Source organism: Fontisubflavum oceani, assembly GCF_030407165.1.
In the GTDB taxonomy this organism is placed as follows: Bacteria; Pseudomonadota; Alphaproteobacteria; order Rhodobacterales; family Rhodobacteraceae; genus Rhodophyticola; species Rhodophyticola oceani.
Window position 1 is genome coordinate 3,197,124 of the sequence record NZ_CP129111.1, and the last position, 20,012, is coordinate 3,217,135.

At 61.0% G+C, this 20,012-nt stretch carries 16 protein-coding genes; 5 read left to right on the forward strand and 11 right to left on the reverse strand.

The genetic code is table 11. The annotated features are described in order from the left end of the window. The first annotated feature begins 54 nt into the window (after nucleotides 1-54). Nucleotides 55-3,261, forward strand: a complete 3,207-nt coding sequence (locus tag QTA57_RS16250; protein WP_290152487.1) for a reductive dehalogenase — start codon at nucleotides 55-57, stop codon at nucleotides 3,259-3,261. Here the strand turns inward: QTA57_RS16250 and QTA57_RS16255 are convergent. The 8 genes from QTA57_RS16255 to QTA57_RS16290 form a co-directional block, all read right to left on the reverse strand. Further along, a complete protein-coding gene (locus QTA57_RS16255; protein WP_290152488.1) occupies nucleotides 3,258-4,178 on the reverse strand; it encodes a dimethyl sulfoxide reductase anchor subunit family protein in 921 nt (306 codons plus the stop codon). The genes QTA57_RS16250 and QTA57_RS16255 overlap by 4 nt on opposite strands. Beyond that, complete coding sequence (locus tag QTA57_RS16260; protein WP_290152490.1) at nucleotides 4,178-4,933, reverse strand: 4Fe-4S dicluster domain-containing protein; 756 nt, start codon at nucleotides 4,931-4,933, stop codon at nucleotides 4,178-4,180. Before QTA57_RS16260 ends, QTA57_RS16255 begins: the two co-directional genes overlap by 1 nt. Further along, nucleotides 4,930-7,770 (reverse strand): molybdopterin oxidoreductase family protein, encoded by a 2,841-nt coding sequence (locus tag QTA57_RS16265; protein ID WP_290152491.1) that lies wholly within the window; start codon nucleotides 7,768-7,770, stop codon nucleotides 4,930-4,932. Before QTA57_RS16265 ends, QTA57_RS16260 begins: the two co-directional genes overlap by 4 nt. Before the next feature lie 279 nt (nucleotides 7,771-8,049). Then, entirely contained in the window at nucleotides 8,050-9,450 is a 1,401-nt protein-coding gene (locus QTA57_RS16270) for a TRAP transporter large permease (RefSeq protein ID WP_290152494.1), read from the reverse strand. Nucleotides 9,451-9,461: 11 nt separating this feature from the next. Further along, the gene (locus tag QTA57_RS16275; RefSeq protein WP_290152496.1) at nucleotides 9,462-10,094 is read right to left on the reverse strand and encodes a TRAP transporter small permease; all 633 of its coding nucleotides are present in this window, start codon (nucleotides 10,092-10,094) and stop codon (nucleotides 9,462-9,464) included. Nucleotides 10,095-10,174: 80 nt separating this feature from the next. Continuing rightward, the gene (gene dctP, locus QTA57_RS16280; RefSeq protein ID WP_290152498.1) at nucleotides 10,175-11,185 is read right to left on the reverse strand and encodes a TRAP transporter substrate-binding protein DctP; all 1,011 of its coding nucleotides are present in this window, start codon (nucleotides 11,183-11,185) and stop codon (nucleotides 10,175-10,177) included. A 118-nt stretch (nucleotides 11,186-11,303) separates the two neighbouring features. Continuing rightward, a complete protein-coding gene (locus QTA57_RS16285) occupies nucleotides 11,304-12,644 on the reverse strand; it encodes a sigma-54-dependent transcriptional regulator (protein WP_290152499.1) in 1,341 nt (446 codons plus the stop codon). Beyond that, nucleotides 12,641-14,416 (reverse strand): sensor histidine kinase, encoded by a 1,776-nt coding sequence (locus QTA57_RS16290; protein WP_330696726.1) that lies wholly within the window; start codon nucleotides 14,414-14,416, stop codon nucleotides 12,641-12,643. Before QTA57_RS16290 ends, QTA57_RS16285 begins: the two co-directional genes overlap by 4 nt. A 392-nt stretch (nucleotides 14,417-14,808) precedes the next feature. Between QTA57_RS16290 and QTA57_RS16295 the strand changes: the two genes are divergently transcribed. Continuing rightward, nucleotides 14,809-15,477: a hypothetical protein gene (locus QTA57_RS16295; RefSeq protein WP_290152501.1), complete on the forward strand. Its 669-nt coding sequence runs from the start codon at nucleotides 14,809-14,811 to the stop codon at nucleotides 15,475-15,477. A gap of 16 nt (nucleotides 15,478-15,493) precedes the next feature. Here the strand turns inward: QTA57_RS16295 and QTA57_RS16300 are convergent, their stop codons facing one another. Then, entirely contained in the window at nucleotides 15,494-15,760 is a 267-nt protein-coding gene (locus QTA57_RS16300; RefSeq protein ID WP_407933486.1) for a DUF2312 domain-containing protein, read from the reverse strand. Between the two features lie 132 nt (nucleotides 15,761-15,892). Here QTA57_RS16300 and QTA57_RS16305 point away from each other — a divergent pair, with 132 nt between their 5' ends. Together QTA57_RS16305 and ggt are read left to right on the forward strand one after the other, a co-directional pair. Then, nucleotides 15,893-16,111 carry a hypothetical protein gene (locus tag QTA57_RS16305; protein ID WP_145210061.1) on the forward strand — a complete coding sequence of 73 codons (219 nt, stop codon included), beginning with the start codon at nucleotides 15,893-15,895 and terminating at the stop codon, nucleotides 16,109-16,111. 394 nt (nucleotides 16,112-16,505) lie between these two features. Next, nucleotides 16,506-18,308: a gamma-glutamyltransferase gene (gene ggt, locus QTA57_RS16310; protein ID WP_290152503.1), complete on the forward strand. Its 1,803-nt coding sequence runs from the start codon at nucleotides 16,506-16,508 to the stop codon at nucleotides 18,306-18,308. A gap of 96 nt (nucleotides 18,309-18,404) precedes the next feature. Here the strand turns inward: ggt and QTA57_RS16315 are convergent, their stop codons facing one another. Both QTA57_RS16315 and QTA57_RS16320 read right to left on the reverse strand, forming a co-directional pair. Next, nucleotides 18,405-18,581 (reverse strand): hypothetical protein, encoded by a 177-nt coding sequence (locus QTA57_RS16315; protein ID WP_171558455.1) that lies wholly within the window; start codon nucleotides 18,579-18,581, stop codon nucleotides 18,405-18,407. Nucleotides 18,582-18,658: 77 nt separating this feature from the next. After that, nucleotides 18,659-18,976, reverse strand: coding sequence for a TraR/DksA family transcriptional regulator (locus QTA57_RS16320; protein WP_145210067.1), 318 nt, complete (start codon nucleotides 18,974-18,976; stop codon nucleotides 18,659-18,661). A gap of 172 nt (nucleotides 18,977-19,148) precedes the next feature. Between QTA57_RS16320 and QTA57_RS16325 the strand changes: the two genes are divergently transcribed. Continuing rightward, nucleotides 19,149-20,012 carry an MBL fold metallo-hydrolase gene (locus QTA57_RS16325; RefSeq protein ID WP_145210070.1) on the forward strand — a complete coding sequence of 288 codons (864 nt, stop codon included), beginning with the start codon at nucleotides 19,149-19,151 and terminating at the stop codon, nucleotides 20,010-20,012.

Genomic DNA, 20,012 nt, shown 5'->3' on the forward strand with positions numbered 1-20,012 from the left:
CTGAGACAGGTAATAGTTGCAATCACAACGAGCGTTGGGAGGCGCACGTCACGCATGACTATCCGGTTCTTTTCCGACGCCAAACGCCCGGTCCATTTGGGTCCCTATCCGCTCGAAAGACTGGCCCGTGGGCCGATGCCGGACCTTGACCAAGTGCCGCTGTTTCAACCGCTCGATTTCACACGCGCTGAGGTGCCGCACTCCATCGTGAACGCGATGACGGAATATCAGGCGATGATGGACGCGATCCGCGACGGCTTGGTCAACAAGGCCCGTGCCGACTGCCCCGCCGATCCAACAGAACGCGCCAACCACCTGAAAGCCTTTGGCTATTTCGCCGACGCCTCGATGGTGGGTGTTGGGCCAATCCCAGAGGCCGCGCGCCTTGATCAGCCCTACCGCAACCCGGGCATCGACGCGCTGGCCCATGACTTGCGCACCAAACAGACCAAGACACTGGCCTCCGGCATCGACATGATCATGGCCGATCTGAAAGAGGCCGCCGAAGCCCCGCCCAGCACCATCGACAGCCACAGCCGCGCGATTGTCTATCTTTACGAAATGCCACGCGACCCGCGCCCAGAGGAGCCTGGCACGGCATGGCTGGAAGACGCGCAAGCGCATCGCGCCTGTCTGCGGTCCACCGAAACCGCCGTGGTCCTCGCCAATTACATCCGCATCCTGGGCTGGGATGCGAAAGCTCACACGGCAACCTCGGCCGATGTAGATCTAAACCGGCTGACCGTGGCGGCGGGGCTTGCGACTTGGGAAGACGGCAAGCTGGTAAGCCCCTATCTGGGCGATCGGTTTGGCGTGGCCATCGTGACGACCGATTTCGACCTGACGGTTGATCAGCCGCTGGTCCCACTCGCAGAACAACCCTGGTTCAAGACCAAAGGCCCGGCCTGGTGGGTTGGTAAGGGCTTCGCCAAATCGGCCCTGAACGGTGACCCGTTCGCCAAACGCGACTTCGTCAACGGCCCTCACCCGTTTGAGACGCTAAAGCGGGTCGAGACACCAACCACCTATATCGACGAGGCCAATGTGGCCCGCGTCCCGAAACGCGCCGACATGTTCGCCCGCGCCCAGTTTGGCGACATGGGGAAATCGAACCAAGCAGCGGCCACGGGCGGATATTATGTGCGCAAAGCCGCCCCCTCCATGGCGCAGCGGCGGATGCTGGGGGCGTTCGTGCTCCTACAAGACGGGGCATCTGAGGATGGCCCGCGCCCGGGCGATGCTCAGGCCAATGCCGAGGCAATCAAAGCCGCAAGCTATTTCCTCGGCGTCGACGCCGTGGGCATCAGCCGCTGCCCGGATTGGACCTGGTACTCGCATGACGCGCGTGGCGAACCGATCGACCCGCCCCATGATCAAGCGATCTCGATGATCATCGATCAGGGATACGAGACGATGGAGGGCGCTTCGGGCGATGACTGGATCAGCGTCGCACAGAGCATGCGGGCCTATCTGCGTTTCTCGCTTCTTGGGGGTGTGATTGCCAAGCAGATCAGGAACTTGGGCTACAAGGCGAAAGCCCATTCAGTGATGGATGGTGAGGTGCTACAGCCGCCGCTTTTGCTGCTTTCTGGCCTGGGCGAGGTCTCCCGCATCGGCGAAGTGATCCTGAATCCGTTCCTCGGCCCGCGCCTGAAATCTGGCGTCGTGACGACAGACATGCCGCTCGCCCATGACAAACCAATTGATTTCGGCATGCAGAAATTTTGCGACAGCTGCAACAAATGCGCCCGCGAATGCCCCTCCGGCGCGATCACCGCCGGGCCGAAGTTGATGTTCAATGGCTATGAGATCTGGAAATCCGATAGCGAACGCTGCGCCAGTTACCGGATTACTACGCTCGGCGGCGCGATGTGCGGGCGCTGCATGAAGACCTGTCCCTGGAACCTGGAGGGGCTTTTCGCCGAGAAACCGTTCCGATGGGCCGCGATGAACATGCCCGCCGCCGCCCCGGCGCTGGCCAAGCTCGACGATATGGTTGGCAATGGCGGGCTGAACCCGGTCAAAAAATGGTGGTGGGATTTGGAGCTGGAGGAGGATGGCGGCTATCGCCCGACTCAGCACAAGGTGAATGCCCGCGATCTGCAACGCGATCTGGACCTGAGATACGAGGATCAGACGCTGGCGGTCTACCCCGCCCCGCTGGCCCCGCATCCCTACCCCTACCCGTTCCCCATGGATCGCGAAGCCGGGATCGAAGCCTATCAGGCCATGGTCACGGCCGAGGAGTACCAGACCCGATTGGCGGACGGCGACGAAAGCGTGGTCCACCGCTACACAAATGATGGCGACAGTCCGGTCTTGCAGGTGGTCGTCGCAAAGTCTGAGGCGATGACGGCGGATGTCACCAAATACGAATTCCGCAACCCCGATGGCGGCGACCTGCCCGAATGGACCGCGGGTGCGCATCTCGACATCGTGGTCGCGCCCGAATTCCTGCGGCAGTATTCCATGTCCGGCAACCCGGCGGACCGGTCCAAGTATCAGATCGGCGTGCTGCGGGAGGATGGCGGCCGGGGCGGCTCGAAACTGATGCATCGGATTTTCAGCGAAGGGCGGCGGATTTTCATCTCGAAACCGATCAACCATTTCCCGCTGGTCGAGGAGGCCCCGTTCAGCGTGTTGATGGGCGGCGGCATTGGGATCACGCCGATGATCGCCATGGCGCATCGGCTGCACGCTTTGGGCAAGCCCTTCGCGCTGCATTACTGCACAAAATCAAGACGCTCGGCGGGATACCTGGACGATCTTGCGGCGATCCCCTGGGCCGATAACCTACATCTGCATATCTCCGATGAAGGGACGCGGGCTGATCTGGACACAATCATGAAAGCAGCGCCAGAAGGCACCCATATCTATACCTGCGGCCCCGAGGTTTTCATGGGCGCGGTGATGGACAGCGCCGAGCGCGCGGGCGTACCCGAAGAGGCGCGGCATTTGGAGTATTTCTCCGTCCCCGACCTGCCGGAATACGAAAACCACGATTTCACGCTGCGCCTGAAAGATGGCCGAGAGCTGCTTGTTCCGGCGGACAAGCCCGCCACAGATGTGCTGGCTGAAAATGGCATCCATGTGGATGTAAAATGTTCCGACGGCATCTGTGGGGTCTGCAAATGCGGCGTGATCTCTGGCGAAGTGGAGCATCGCGACTTCGTGCTGTCGAAAGCGCAGCGCAAGGACGCGATGATCCTCTGTCAATCCAGGGCTGCGGTGCCCGACGGTGTGGTCGAGATCGACCTCTAACCCCGGTTGTAATAGGTCATCACCGCGTGTTCAGCCTCGGCAAAGAACAACCAGCGTTCGGCCAAAAGCCCGCCGAGAAACGCCAGAACCGCGATCACCATGAAGAGCCCGGGCAAGACCCCCCATGAGGCCAGAAGCGTGGCGACCAGCGGTAGCGCACCGCCAAGCGCAATCGCGATCTGGCGCAGCTTGGCCTGGTGTTTGCGCGCCACCTTGTACCCCATTTCCTTCAAGAGGTAATTGCCGCCGGTGTGTGGTGCTTCCAGCATCCGCACGCGGCCCATATGGCCAAGCCCGGTCGCGCTATCCGGGGTCGACAGTGCCGGTGCCTCATCGCCACGCCGCCACCAGAGCAGTTTCACCACCCAAGCCACAAAGATCAGAAGCGCGGCCAGAGTCGGGAGGATCCCGCCACCGCCATAGGCCATCACCCGCAGACTGGCATAGAGCAACGCTCCGCTGGCCAGTGCGAAGCTCAAGAACATCACCGGTGTCAGAGACTGCGACCAGCGTTGGACGGTCTTGAGCTGCCCATAGATCATCGAGGTGGAGTAGACCGTCACCAAAGACAGGATGGCGGTGAGCAGGCCCCATATCTGCCCCGCGCCGCCGATCAATAAGATCAGCGCGAAGAGGCCCGCAATGGCCAAGGTGACAATCGCCAACACCCCTTCGCGGGACAGCCAAGAACTGCGCCATTGGCTCAGCGCGCGCCAGGCCCGCTCCGGATGCCCCAGATGAAAGGTGGAGGAAATCAGCCCGGCACCCGAGAGCCCGAAGCCAAGGATAAAGCCCGCCCAATAAACCACGCCAAGCGGTGGCAGTCCGAAAAACGCCGCGAGCCCCAAAGCGGCCAAGAGCCCGAACCCGGCACCGGAGCTGACGGTGAAGAAAATGATCGAATAGGCTGGATGCATTAGAGTTTCTCCAGGGCACGGTCGAGCCAGCCGAAAAAGCCATCGGCCTTCTCCTCTGCGCGGCCCGCGGCCAAATCGGTCAGGTCAGGCAATTCCGGCACCGGCGTCACGGTTTTCGGTCGCGGCGGCAGATATTTGTTCACCGGTTTGGTGCCCTGCTCGGGCATCAGGTCAAACCCGCCCCGCGTCTCGACCAATTGCGAGATATCCGAGTCTGGATCACCCAGATCACCGAAATGCCGCGCGCCTGCCGGGCAAGTGCGGACGCAGGACGGCACCCGGTCTTCCTCGGGGATATTCTCGTTGTAAATCCGATCAACGCAGAGGGTGCATTTCTTCATCACCTTCTCAACCGGGTCCATTTCCCGCGCGCCATAAGGGCAAGCCCAAGCGCAGAGGCCGCAGCCGATGCAGGCATCCTCATTCACCAAGACAATCCCGTCTTCGGCGCGTTTATAGCTCGCCCCGGTGGGGCAAACCGTGACGCAGGGCGCATCCTCGCAATGCAGGCAGGATTTCGGGAAATGCACGACGGCGGCCGGGCCATCCTCGGGCTTGGCCTCAAAGGTGTGGACCCGGTTCAGAAAAGCACCGACCGGAGCGTCGCCATAAGCGTCTTGATCGCCCAGGGCAGCGCCATAGCCGCCAGTATTCCACTCCTTGCAGGAGATCACGCAGGCATGGCAGCCGACGCAGGTGTCGAGATCGATGACGAGGCCGAGTTTGACATCGGACGGCGCGGGCAAACTGGTCATGTCCATTCCTCCCCAAAGGCCACATCGCCTTCCGCTGTTCCAACCGGGCTTTCCTGCGCCTCGATCTGCGGTTCGGGCGGCCCGGCCTCCGCCGGTTCGATCCGCACGCGCAGGTCATACCAGGCCGCTTGTCCCGTCACCGGGTCAGAATTCGCCCAACGCAGCCCATCCCCTTTTGGAGGAAGAAGCTCGCTGATCAAATGGTTGAGAAGAAACCCCTTTGTCGCCTCGGGCGCGCCCGGCGACAGAGCCCACGCGCCTTTGCGTTTGCCAATCGCGTTCCAGGTCCACATCGTCTTGCCATTGGCCGCATCGGTCCGCCGCACCGGCACTTTGATCTTGCCGTGATGAGAGATCACCCAGGCCCAACCACCATCGGTCAAACCGGCGCTCTCCATCACCTCGCCCGGCACATAAAGCGGGTTTTGGCCGTGGATTTGCCGGAGCCAGGCGTTTTGCGAACCCCAGGAATGATACATCGCCGCCGGGCGTTGCGTGATCGCGTGCAGCGGGTAATCGGCAAGCTCCACCCCGGCCCCTTCAAAGGGCGCATACCAGGTGGGTAGCGGGTCAAAACTCTGACCTATCTGGTCTTTCAGATTGTCGGGCGGCTGCCGGTCACCATGGCCTTCGGCGGCAAGCTGAAACTTGCGCAATGTCTCATTATAGAGCTCGAACGTCACCGGCTGCGGCGCATCGAAGAAGCCCATCCCAACGGCCCAATCCTGATACGCCGCATTGGCCATCTTGTAGAACCGCGCCTCCTCCGGGATTTCGCTTTCCCAAAAGCCGCCATTTTCGATGTAGCGCTGCAACTGATCCGGATTGGGATCGCCGCGACCGTTTTCGCTGCCATCGCCGCGCCACCCGGCCAACGGACCCACCCCCGGTTTGCGCTGATGCCGAAGAATGTAGTCGGCATAATCGGCATAGGCCGCCGCGCCGTCCTCCGTCACAAATCCGGGCAGCCCCAGACGCGCGCCCAGATCAAGCAGTGCCGATTGGAAGCCGCGCACATCGCGATCAGGCTCCACCACAGGCCAGCGGATCGCATCGGCCACCGCATCGGGCTCAGAAATCGGTCGGTCAAGCAGCGAGATGCAGTCATGACGCTCCAGATAAGTCGTATCTGGCAAGATCAGATCGGCATAGGCCACCATCTCCGAGGAATAGGCATCGGAATAGATGATATGCGGGATTTTGTAGCTGCCATCGGCATGTGTCGCGCTCAACATCTCCATCGTGCCGCGCGTGTTCATCGATGAGTTCCACGCCATATTCGCCATGTAGAGGAAGAGCGTATCGATCTCGTAGGGGTCGCCCGCAACCGCGTTTGAGATCACCATATGCATCAGCCCATGAACCGAAAGCGGTGCTTCCCATGAAAACGCTTTGTCGATCCGCTCCGGTTGCCCGTCGGCGTCAATCCGCAGGTCCTCGGGTCCTCTGGGATACCCCAAATGCGGCCCTGGCAGCGGCGCGTTTGGAAGGTTTTCGGTATGCGGCGTCGGATGCGCCGCGACCGGCTTGGGGTAAGGCGGTTTGAAGCGGAACCCGCCCGGGCATTCGACCGACCCCAGCAGAATCTGCAACAGATGCAGCGCGCGGCAGGTTTGGAACCCGTTAGAATGCGCCGAAATCCCGCGCATTGCATGGAAGCTCACCGGACGCCCAATCATCGTCTCATGCCGCTCGCCGCGCATATCTGTCCACGGCTGATCAATGGTGATCGCCTCGTCAAAGGCGGTGCGCGCCAGTTCCGCCGCCAGATGGCGGATCGTGTCGGCCGGCACACCGGTTTCCTCGGCCACAGCATCGGGCGCATAACGTGGATCGAGATATTTCCGCGCCAGAAGCTCAAAAGACGGCACCGCTAGGCTGCCATCGGGGAGTGTGACCTCGCCCTTCATCGCGGCTTGTGTGCTGATCTCGGAGGCCGGGCGGGCGCGCGCCTCTTGCCGGTCCCAGACCAGGGGTGCGCCATCATCATCCCGGGCAATCAACCCGTGATCGGCCCCGCCCGGGTTCTGTACCACCAAATGCGCCGCATTGGTGTAGCGCATCAGGTAGTCCAGATCGATCTGCCCGGCCCTCAGCAACTCATGCACAAGGGCCAAAATGAACAGCCCGTCGGTGCCCGGGGTGATCCCAACCCATTCATCAGCAATCGCGTTATATCCGGTGCGGACCGGGTTCACCGCGACCACTTTAGCACCGCGCGCTTTCAGCTTGCCCAGACCCATCTTGATCGGATTGCTGTCATGATCTTCGGCCACGCCGAAAATCATGAACATCTTGGTCCGCTCCCAATCGGGTGAGCCAAATTCCCAAAACGCGCCGCCCATGGTGTAGATGCCAGCGGCCGCCATATTGACCGAGCAGAACCCGCCATGGGCCGCGTAGTTCGGGGTGCCATATTGCTGCGCCCACCAGCCGGTGAAGCTTTGGCTCTGATCGCGACCAGTGAAAAAGGCCAGTTTCTTTGGATCGGTCTCGCGGATCGGTTTCAACCAAGAGACAGCCGTTTCAAGCGCCTCGTCCCAGCTGATCTCTTCAAACTCCCCCGATCCGCGCGGCCCGACACGTTTCAGCGGCGCTTGCAACCGTGACGGCGCATAATGCTGCATGATCCCGGCGGACCCTTTGGCGCAAAGCACCCCCTTATTGACCGGATGATCGCGGTTGCCCTCAATATAGCGGATCTTGGGCGCGCCATTTTCATCCGCCTTGAGATGGACATTTATCCCACACCGGCAGGCACACATGTAACAGGTGGTTTGGCGAATTTCGTCGGAGACGTCTGGCGATAGATCCAGATCAGGCTGCTGTAACGTCACGTGTAGCGCCCTCGCATCCGGGCTGGTGTCGCTCCATAACTGTCTACGATTATCGCCATTTAGACCCTCCCAAGCCACAATGGGCGCGTCTTGGACGGCGCCTTTGCTGCACATTGTGGGCAGAAAGTACCGATGACAAGGGCCAGAACGGCGAGCGGATAAGGCCAGTGGGCTTGGCAGCTAAGGCCAGCCCACAAACAACGTCAATCAGATGGCCCGCTCAATCAGATCGCCCAAAGGTTGTGCTCCGGACGTCGACCGCCGTGATGACGACGTAGCTCACACCAAACTCGGCAGCCACAACACGATGCCAGGGAACGCAACCAAGAGCGCGATGGTGATGCCGTCAGCGATGAAGAACGGTGTCACGCCGCGGAACACGTCTTGGACCGAGATATCATCTCGCACACCGGCCACCACGAAGCAGTTGAGCCCAATCGGTGGCGTGATCAGGCAGAACTCCGCCATTTTCACCACCAAAATCCCGAACCAGATCGCACACATCGGCCCGCTCATCCCGAAGGCACTTTCTGCCGCCGAGACATCGAGGCCACCATTCAATGCCATCACCGCAGGATAGACGACCGGCAGCGTCAGAAGCAGCATGCCAATCGCATCCATGAACATGCCCAAGACTGCATAGGCCAGAAGGATGCAAATCAGGATCAACATCGGCGACATCTCAAGTGAGGTGATCCAATCCGAAAACGCCCCTGGCAGATCGGCGAACCCTAGGAAGCGCACATAGATCAAGACGCCCCAGATGATGGTGAAAATCATCACGCTGAGCTTGGCCGTCTCCAGAAGCGCGTCTTTCAGTTGTTCCCACCGCATCCCGCGATAAAGCGCCATCAAGAACACAACGAAGGCGCCGATCGCGCCGCCTTCGGTAGGCGTACCCCAGGCATCGCCGCCGAAGGGGTTGTAAACAAAGAAGATGATGATCACGACAACAAACACGATCGGCAGAGCGGGCGGCAGAGCCTCGAAGCGTTGCCGCCATGTGAAGCCGCGCACCGGCGGGCCGAAATTCTTGATGGTCAGCGCCAGACCGATGATCAGAAGACCATAGATGATCGCGGAGAATGCGCCCGGGATGAACCCTGCAAGCAGCAGTTTGCCGACGTCCTGTTCCACGATGATCGCATAGATCACTAGGATCGCAGAGGGTGGGATGAGGCTGGCCAACGTGCCGCCAGCGGCCACGACGCCCGCCGCGAAACGCTTGTCATAGCCGATCTTCAACATCTCCGGGATCGCGATCCGCGCGAAAACGGCGGAGGTGGCGACCGAGGCGCCGGAGACTGCCGCGAACCCCGCCGTGGCGAAGACGGTGGAGACGGCAAGACCGCCGGGCACCCAGGCCATCCAGCGTTTGGCAGCCTCGAAAAGCGCTTTGGTCAGACCGGCGTAATAGGCGAGATATCCGATCAGGATGAAGGTCGGGATCAAGCTCAGCGCCTGGCTGGAAATCTTCGAATGCGGCACCTGCCCGGCGGTTTGCACCGCGACGCCAACCGCCCAAGAGAAGCGCTCTAAATCGTAATCGCTGCGCGCCCAGAAAATCCACACCAGGCCAACCAGACCGGCGAGACCCGCGGCAAAGGCGACACGCATGCCCAAGACCACCATGACCAGCAGGCCACCGGTGACAAAAAGGCCAATATCAATCGAATCCATTCTGCCGCCTCTTAATCATCTGCGCCCGACACATGGTCGGCTTCCAAACGGGCTTGGGTCGCGGCATCGGCGACCAGCGGCACCGCCACGGGCTCGGTAGCGCCGGAGATCAGCGCGCGGGTATAGGCCACGATCTGCAAGACCAAACGCAGGCAGATCACCGAAAACGCCACAGGCGCCAGAAGCTTGGCCGGCCAAATCGGCAGCGCAATATCCATCGAGCTATCGCGGCTCCAGAGCGGCGCGTTGAAATCGAAGCTGCGCTGGAAATGGGTCCAACTGCCCCAAACCAGAAGCGCCATCAGCAGCAAAATCGCCAATGTCGTGATAAGCTCGGCCAGCCAAAGCGCCCGCCCTTTCAGCGCCCCCACCAGCAGGTCCATCCGGATATGCCCGCCTTCGCGCTGCGCATAGGAAATGCCCAAGAAGGCGATGATCGGCATCGCCTGCTCGATCCAGTCGACATAGCCCGGCACAGGCTGGTTCATGAAATTCCGCCCGCTGACCGAGATCACGGCCAAGATCATCAGCGCGAAGACCGCAAGCCCACTGATCAAAGCGAGGAATTTCTCCAGCCGGAACAAGGTCTGATCCAACCGACTGAGTTGGCTATCATCAGACCGTACCAGAGACGCACCAGCCATGGCTGCCCCCTTTCAAAAGAGACGTGAAAGCGCCCCGTCCGGTCCACTGGAGGGATCGGGCGGGGCTCGTCGAGTTTGGCTTAGCTGCCGTCGGCGATCATGCCGGTGACGTAATCGTAAAGCTCCTGCGCCGGGAGGCCCCGCGCGGTGTTCTCTTCGATCCAGGCGGCGGCTGCGGGGGCAGCAGCGGCCTCGCGGAAGGCTGCAATCTCTTCATCTGTGAAGGTCACGCGTTCGATCCCACGCTCGTCCAGCGCCGGACCCCACGCGGCCATGGTCTGGTTTTCATAGTACTCGACATAGTGGTCGAGCGCTTCGTCCACCGCACCTAGAAGCACCTCGCGATGCGCGTCTGAAAGCATATCCAGCGCGTCGGAATTCACCACAACCGGGCAGTTGACGGTGCCGGGGTTGAGGTTCGTCGTCCACCACGTGCCGTTTTCGATGGTGCCAAAGGACATATGGGCATGCGGCGCGAAGCTGACGGCGGTCACAACGCCGCTATCCATCGCCTGGCGCACTTCAGTGGCCGACATCGAGGTCGGGACCGCGCCAACGGTCTCCATCGCGGCACCAATGCCGCCGGTCGCGCGCACCGCGAGACCCTCGAAATCGGCCAGTGTTGCGGGCGCATCACCGCTGCCGACGATGTTGTATTGCGGCAAGGGCGACGGCATCAGCAGCGTCGCGTTCCAGCGTGCCAAATCGGCCTGAACCGCCGGATGCTGATAAAGCGCTTGGCTGATCTCGCGTTCTTGCTGCAACGTGGTCACGCCGAGGAACGGCAATTCCAAAACGGTGATCGAGGGGTTTTTGTCCCGGTGATAGCCAGCGCAGAACTGCGCCATCTCAAACGCGCCAATCGAAATCCCATCTAGGTTCTCGCGGTTGCCTGAGAGGCCGCCGTAAGAGATGTTCATGGTGAACTCACCATCGGTGCGCTCAGACACCAGTTCGGCCAGGCGTTCCACATGTTCGGTAAACGCGCGGCGTGTGCCCCAAACCGAGACGTTCCATTCGGTGGCAAGCGCCTCAGTCACGAAACTGGCGGACAGAATGACGGCGGTGGTTCCGGTTAAAATCTTCTGCATGGGTCTCCTCCCTGGATCCTGCATATGTCGGTCTGCGCAGCATCACGGATTCGTGTGGCTTTGCCTATGAGAGATTTTGCCGACAGGATCCGCCCTGCCCTGCGGAAATCCGCAGAGCTTAGAGCAGCGCATCTTTGTCGAGGCCGAGCTTGACGATTTTCTCGTTCAACGTCCGCCGTCCGATGCCAAGCGCTTCGGCGACGGCGTCCATCCGACCTTGATGGGCGCGGATCGCTTTGCCGATCAATTCGCGCTCAAACACCGCCACGGCCTCGCGCAGGGTTTCGGGCACATCTTCGACAAGAGGATCGCTTTGGATCGCTGCCGCGACTGACCCCGCACCGCGCCGGGCCGCCAGAACCCGGCGTTCGGCAGCGTTGCGCAATTCGCGCACATTGCCGGGCCAGTCATGGGCCAGCAAGGCCGCCACGTCCTCGGGGCCAAGCTCCGGTGGGGTGATCTCATAAACCTGGCCGAACTCTTGCAGGAAATGGGTGTAAAGCAGCACCAGATCATCACGGCGGTGCCGGAGCGGCGGCAGGGTCAACACCATTGTGTTCAACCGATAGAGCAAATCCTGGCGCAAATGGCCGTCCTGCACCGCCTGCTCGGTGTCGAGATTAGAGGCTGAGATGACCCGGAAGCGCACTGAAACCGGCGTCGTGCTGCCGATCGGGGTGATCTCTTGATCCTCGATCACCCGCAGCAATTTCGCCTGAACCGGCAGGGGGCACGCGCTGATCTCATCCAGGAACAACGTCCCGCCGCTGGCCGCGATCAACTTACCCGCATGGCTGCCTTTGATGCCAAACATCTCCGTCTCGAATTGATCCGCCGGGATCGCGGCACAGTTTAACGGCACGAAGGGCGCGGCGGCACGCGGCCCCAGATCATGCAGAGCGCGGGCAACCAGTTCTTTGCCGGTCCCGGTCTCGCCTTGCAGCAGCACCGGCATATCGATCTCAGCCAAGTCCAATATCTCTTCGCGTAGCCCGGCGATCTCTGCGGTCTGACCAATCAGAAGCCGATCGAGCCCGGAGAGGCGCGCCAATTGCACTTTCAGCCGCTCGGTGCCCTTGGCCATGCGGTGTTGTTCGGCGGCATGGCGCAGGATGGTCAGAAGACGGCGCGGCTCATAAGGTTTCTCTACGAAACTATAGGCCCCGTCCTGCATCGCCTGCACCGCTGTCGGGATATCCCCATGGGCGGAGATCAGCACCAAGGGCGGGGCGATATTGTGATCAAGGCTGGCCAGAAGCTCCAGGCCAGACATGCCCGGCATCCGCACATCCGACAGGATGACGTCGGGCTGCAACTCGGGCCAAAGCGCCTCGACCTGCGCCGCGCGCGAGACCGCTTCGGCCCGCCAGCCCGCGGCCTCCAGCAAGTTGATCAGCGAGACGCGCATGGATTTGTCGTCATCCACGATCAGAATGCTGTATGTATCTTGCGCGCTCATGCCACCGCCTCTGTCACCGGCATCTCCACGCGGAACACAGCGCCGCCGTCGTCGCGGTTTTCGGCTGTCATGCGCCCATGATGCTCTTTCACGATCCCCGCCGAAATCGCGAGGCCCAGCCCCATCCCCTGCCCCGACGCACGGCTGGTCACGAAGGGTTCTTGCAACTCGGCCAGATCCGCGCCGCCCAGCCCATGGCCGCGATCTCGGACCTCAAACCAGGCTGTCTGACCGGATATGCCCATCTCGACACGCAATGCGCGGTCATCCGTTTCTTCCATCGCATCCAGGGCATTGCGCAGCAGATTGGTCATCACTTGCTCAACCCGCAGCTTGTTGCCCTGCACAATCACCGGATTGGCCGGCAACGTGGTCTCAAGCGCAACCCCGCCCGCTTCGATATTCGGTTGCACCAATGTCAGCGCCTCGCCCATGGCCGCACGCAAATCGACAGGCTCCAAGGCCTCCGCCCCAGGGCTGGCAAAGAACTTCAACTGCCGGGTGATCCCGGCCATTCGCTCGACCAGCCCGCTTAATTGGCCAACCGGTTGAGACCGGGGCGGATCGGTCATTTCGGCGGCGGCCAGATGGTTGCGCATTGCGGTGATCGGTTGGCCCAACTCATGGGTGACCGACGCCGCAAGTTCGCCCAGAGCGGCCAAACGGCTGGCGCGGGCCAACTCATCACGGGTGCGTTCCAGCCGCCGCTCGGCTGCGCGACGCTCTTCGATCTCGACCGCCAGGCGTTCATTGGAGCGGCGCAGCAGAACCTCTTCAGCCTCGGACCGGCGCAGCGAGGCCTCGATCTGAACATTGCGCCGCAGCTGAAACGCGATCAGCAGTGCGCCGCCCAAGATGATCGCGAGACCGGCGGCGAGCCAGCTTCGCGTCACCGCAGGCTCGTCAGACGCAAAGTAGTGCAGGACCCAATCATGCGGCAGCCGGTCCGTGGTCAGATGTATCTGCTCTTGGCCCGCAATCTCGGCCCTGGTGTCGCCCAGAAGTGTCCAGTCGAGTGGTGCCAGGTCTTGCCCGTCAAACTGCCGCGCCTCTGCGATTTGGGCGCGTTGATCAGCGCTGAGCGGCGCGAGCGCCCGATAGCGCCAAGATGGATCGGAGGCGAGAAGCACCACCCCATCCTGATTGACCAACACCACCGTCTCGCCAGCTTCGCGCCAGGTGTTTTCCAACCGGATCAAATCGAGCTTGAGCGCGATGACACCGACCACCGCGCCCTCGTCATCCACAACCGGATCAGCGATGAAAAACCCAGGGAGCCCCGTGGTCGCGCCGATGCCGTAAAACTCGCCCTGCCGTCCGGCGAGCGCGTCCCGGAAATAGGGGCGGAAGGCATAGTTCTGCCCGACAAAGCTTTGCGGTGCGTTTGCGTTGGACGACGAGATCGTCAGCCCGTCGGGCGTCATCAGATAAATCGCATCAAGCTCCGCCTGTTCCGCAAAGGCCGCCAGCCGGATATCAAGCGTTTCGGTCGGCGCGCCCGTCGCCGTCGCCACCACAAACGGGTCGCGCGCCAGGACAAAGGTTAGATGTGAGAAGCGCTCAAGCTCGGCCACAACCGTGCTGCGATAGAGCGACAAGCGCCCCTCGGCCTCAGTCAGTTCATTGGACAAAAACACCCGATAGGCCAGCGTAAAAACCATGGCCGCAACCGCCAGCGGCAAGACGCCATAGAGCAGACCCGGGCGCATATAGCGCGCCAGACCGTCGACCACGCCAGCAGGCGGAGCAACGATGGTCGATGTTTTGCTCACAACGGGCCCCTCCTCCCCAATCCGGCCGTCCCCCTTAAGACTGACCATTTCATTTGATGCCACGCCGAGGGGCGTTTTCGCAATGCCGGGTGGGTCACCTTATCTGGCGAACGGGTTTGCGTCCGGTGAGGCGGGCGTATAAGTTGGCGATCAACGGAAAAAGAGCGGTTTGGAAACACCCCCAATATGCAGGTTGTCTATCATCTCGGCGCCCCTTGCACCGACGAAGATCGGCTGATCAAATCGCTGTTGCAGAACCGTGCGCAGCTGGCGGGTTTGGGAGTCGTGGTTCCACCGCCCGGTCGATACCGTTCAGTGATCCGCGATGCGAGCCGGGCCCTGAAGGGGCTGCTGCATCAGAAGATATTCAAGACGCGCTGCTTGATGCCATCATGGATGAGGAAGACTGCGAACGTCTGGTCCTCTCGGACCCGCATTTCATCTGCATCAACCGTCTCATGGTGCAGCGGGTGCAAATCTGGCCGATGATTGAGCGCGAAACGACGAAGCTGCGCAATCTGGTGCCGCACGCGCAAGTCGAATTCTTCATCGGGATGCGCGACCCCGCCACCTTGATTCCCGCCCTGTTCAAAGCATCGCGGTTCACCGATTTCGATGAGTTTACCGAAGGCATGCAACCCGGGGCGGTGACCTGGTCCGAAATGCTGGGCCGGTTGCAACGGGCTCATCCCGACTGCCAGATCACGGCGTGGAACAACGAGGACACCCCATTTCTTTGGGGTCAATTGATGCGGGAACTGGCAGGGATCGGCAATGATGTGTCGTTGGCTGGCGTTGATGATCTGCTTGAGTCGATCATGGATCCGGCCGGATACAAACGGATGCAGGCTTATGTGGCGCAGAATCCACCCGAAACCGAGATTCAACGGCGCCGGATCGCAGCGGCATTTTTAGACAAATTTGCCTTGGAAGATGCGATCGAAGAGGAACTCGACGCCCCCGGGTGGAGCGAAGAGATGATCGAACAGATGACCGAGGCCTATGAGGCCGATATGGACTATGTCGCGGATTTGCCCGGCGTGACCTATATCAGGCCCTAACCGTCCCGTCCGGCGATCACCGCATCCCAAGCGCTTCTTTATACATCTCCAGCACCGCCTCTTCTTCGGCGATATCATCCGGTTCCCGTTTGCGCAGCGCGATGACTTTGCGGATGACCTTGGTGTCATACCCTCGGCTCTTGGCCTCGGCCATGACCTCTTTTTGCTGATCCGCGATATCCCGCTTTTCCGCGTCCAAGCGCTCGAAACGCTCAATGAACTGCCGCAGCTCGTCGGCGGTCACGCGGTAGCTATCGGAGGGGGTTTGAGCGTCATCCATCATGTCTTGGGGACCTTTATGTTCGCAGGATCGGGCCAAAGCTCTACATCTCGCACTTGGGAGCCGCAAGTGATGCTGGACCCCGGCGCGCAAATTGCGCAAACTGACACACTCTGACGATGAGGAATGTGGCCAATGGAACTGTTGATCTGGATCGGAACCGGACTTGCGATTTTGGGCCTCATGGCCATCGGATACTGCATCGTTGTCGCCATCGGCGCGAAACGGGCCAAGCTTTCCGATAGTGAGCTGCGCGCCCGATTGCAGCGTGTCGTGCCGATTAATATGGGCGCGGTCCTGGCCTCGGTCTTGGGCATGATGAGTGTGGTGGTCGGCGTGGTGATGGGCGGCTAACCCCCTGCCAACCGACTGTTATCTCTTTAAAATTCAGCCAAACTGCAAATCGCTACTGTCGAACGGCGCAAGTTGATTGGCCCGCGTGACCTCGCTCTCTAATCAGTGATCCCGTCGCCGCGACGGCCGCCCTCAAAAAACCCGCGCGTTTCCCGCAACATTCAGATTGATGACATCGCTTTCGGCACTGCCGAAACGCGCATTGCTCAGAGCAATTGCGTGAGTATTGATCATAAATTCAGTCTCTCTATGAAAGTCTGAAAAATGGGCCTTTCCAAAAAAGACTCGTGCAAAAGTGATCTTAGGTCCGCTTTTTTGCCCGGATGCGTATTGCCGTCAGACCTGTTCCACACCAGCATGACCGCGAACGACATAGCCAACCGGGAGGTCCCTTATGCGTCTCATTCTCTTTCCAACCACGGCCCTTTTGCTGACGACCAGCCTCGCGCTGGCGCAAGACGCCGCCGATGCCGTTGCACCCGAGGGGGCCACCGAAACCGGCGCGATGGCACTGTCGCAGGCTGCGATGGATGCCATGGCAGCGCGCGATGCCGGGCAGCCTGTAACAGCCGAAAACTGGATGGTCGCCGCGGCCAATCCGCTTGCGGTCGAAGCGGGTGCGGATGTTTTGCGCGCCGGTGGATCAGCGGCGGATGCGATGGTCGCCGTGCAAGCCGTCTTGGGCCTTGTGGAGCCGCAAAGCTCGGGCCTCGGCGGCGGGGCGTTTCTGGTTTGGTATGACGCGGCGACTGGCGAGATCACCACGCTTGATGGCCGCGAAACCGCGCCGATGGCGGTGACCCCCACCCTGTTTCAAAACGAAGACGGCGAGCCACTGGGCTTTTTCGATGCCGTTGTGGGCGGGCTGTCCGTTGGCACGCCCGGCACGCCCGCGTTGATGGAAGAGGCCCATCGGCGGTGGGGCGAGGCAAACTGGGGCAGCCTGTTTGAGGCCGCGATCAGCCATGCCGAAGACGGGTTTGAGGTTTCGGCCCGGATGGCCGGTTCCATCGCGCGAGATGCCGAGCGGCTCTCCACCTTCCGGGCCACTGCGGCCTATTTCCTGCCGAACGGCACGCCGCTGGCCGAAGGCACGCTTCTGCAAAACCAGGCCTATGCCGATACGCTGCGCGCGATGGCCGCTGAGGGTGCCGAGGTGATCTATAGCGGACCGATTGCCGAAGGGATTGTCGAGACCGTGCGCAGCGCCGAGGGCAATCCGGGTCTGCTGTCGCTTCGAGACCTTGCGCTTTATGAGGTGATCGAACGTGCGCCGGTCTGTGTCGAATACCGCGCCTATGATGTCTGTGGCATGGGCCCGCCCTCCTCCGGTGCGCTGACGGTTGGGCAAATCCTTGGGATCGTGAACAATTTCGACATCTCGGACCCAACCGATCCTGACACTTGGCGGCTGATCGGCGATGCCTCCCGCCTGGCCTTCGCCGACCGCGGCCGCTACATGGCGGATAGCGATTTTGTGCCGATGCCGACGGCGGGCCTGGTCGATCCGTTCTACCTCGAGGAACGCGCGGGCCTGATCGCGGGGGATCGGACCGATGGGTTCGGTGCGCTGCCCGAGGTGGCCCCCGGCAATCCGGAATGGGATCACGCGATGCTCTGGGCCGATGACCAGTCGCTCGAACTGCCCTCGACCAGCCATATCTCGATCGTTGATGCAGAGGGCAATGTGCTGTCGATGACCACAACCATCGAAAACGGCTTTGGCTCGCGGTTGATGGCGCCCGGCGGGTTCCTGCTCAACAATGAGTTGACCGATTTCTCCTTCCGCACCCATGTGGATGGCGTCCCGATTGCCAACCGGATCGAGCCGGGCAAACGCCCCCGCTCCTCGATGGCGCCGACGATCGTGTTGGAAGATGGCGCACCGGTCCTGGCCGTGGGCTCGCCGGGCGGCAGCCGGATTATCGGTTATGTCGCGCAGACGATCCTCGCGCATCTGGAGTGGGGGATGGATGTGCAACAGGCCGCGTCGATGCCGCATCTGGTGAACCGCTTCGGCACCTATGACCTGGAAGAAGGTACCGAGGCCGAAGGCTTTGCCGAGGCTTTGACCGATTTGGGTTATGAGGTGAATATCCGCGGCCTCAACTCCGGCATCCATGTCATCGCGATTGGTGACGATGGCTTACAAGGCGGGGCCGACCCGCGCCGCGAAGGCATTGCCTTGGGTGAGTAAAACCAAAACAGGCCGGGGATTTGCTCCCCGGCCTGACGACCGCGCCCGCGCGGTCTGATCATCGACGTACAACGTCTGTTGCGCACGTCGTCTGCGTCAAACCGGCATATCGTTGAAGAGATCATCCAGAAGATCGTCCTCTTCGGCTTGTGCAGCCGCCACTTTCGAGCGTTTTGCGACGCCGGTTTTTACCTCTGCCTTGCCAGCCGTTTTCAGCTTGCGAAGCTCGGTATGCACCTCTTGTGGAGGGGTTTCCTTGGGGTCTTCAGTCATGTCGTCACCTCCCGTGTTACAAAGCGCCTCTACCCGAGCGCCCCAGGGTCGTCATGTGTCTCGTCCCGCGATCCGTTTCAGGTGGCGCATTTGCGGCAAAACGGCGTGAAGGGCAGCAAGTCCAATCGTTCCTCCGAGATCACTTCACCACATTTCACGCAGTCGCCATACTCTCCTGCATCCATCCGGGCGAGCGCGGCCTTGATCTGGCGGATTTCCGCCTGACCGCTGACACCCATCTGTTCCAGCACCTCATCGCCTTCGCGTTCGGTCGCCAGTTCTTCCCAGTCTTTGGATTGGTGGCTATCGAGCTCATCCTCGATCTCATGCAACCGCTCCTCCAAAGCGGTCAAACGATCCATCAGTTGTTGCCGGCGCTGAACCAGGTTTGTCATCGTTTGATCCTCCTCTCAGGGCCCGCCTCGGCGCGGTTTCGCCCTTATCCCATGCTATCTTGCGCAGAACCGTTGAGCTTTGACTTCGATCAAAGGGCATAAGACAGGCTTGACCTTGAGCCTAAAAACCCCAAGATAGTTGACAACGTAAACTTTAACCGGGGAAAAATCGATGCATCCCGAGATCACGCCCTTTTTCGACACCGCGACGAACACTGTCTCTTACGTGGCGCGCGACCCCGCGGGGAAAGCCGCCGCTATTATCGACAGTGTTTTGGATTTCGATCAGGCCTCCGGCCGGACAACAACCGACAGCGCCGATGAGATCATCGCACATTGCAAGGCCGAAGGATTGGATGTGCAATGGGTTCTGGAAACTCATGTTCATGCCGATCACCTCTCCGCCGCGCCCTATCTGCAAGAGCAGCTTGGCGGCAAAATCGGCATCGGCAAGAACATCACCGTGGTGCAGGACACTTTCGGCAAGATCTTCAACGAAGGCACCGAGTTCCAACGTGATGGTAGCCAGTTTGATGCGCTTTTCGGCGAGGGAGACAGCTTCCATGTCGGCCAGATGCGCGGCGACGTCATGCATACCCCGGGCCACACGCCCGCTTGCATGACCTATGTTATCGGCGACGCGGCCTTTGTCGGCGACACGCTGTTCATGCCAGATTTCGGCACCGCGCGCTGCGATTTCCCGGGCGGCTCGGCATCGGATCTCTATAATTCGATCCAGCGGATTCTGGCTCTACCCGATGAGACCCGGGTGTTTGTCGGCCATGACTACAAGGCCCCGGGCCGTGACCAATATGCTTGGGAAACCACCGTGGGCGAGCAAAAGGCGCTCAATGTGCATGTCGGCCAAGGCCGCCCGATCGAAGAGTTCGTCGAGATGAGAGAGACGCGGGACGCCACCTTGGGCATGCCCCGCCTGATCCTGCCCTCGCTGCAAATCAATATGCGCGCAGGTCAGATGCCGGAGCCGGAAGACAACGGCACCTCGTATCTGAAACTGCCCTTGAACACGCTCTAA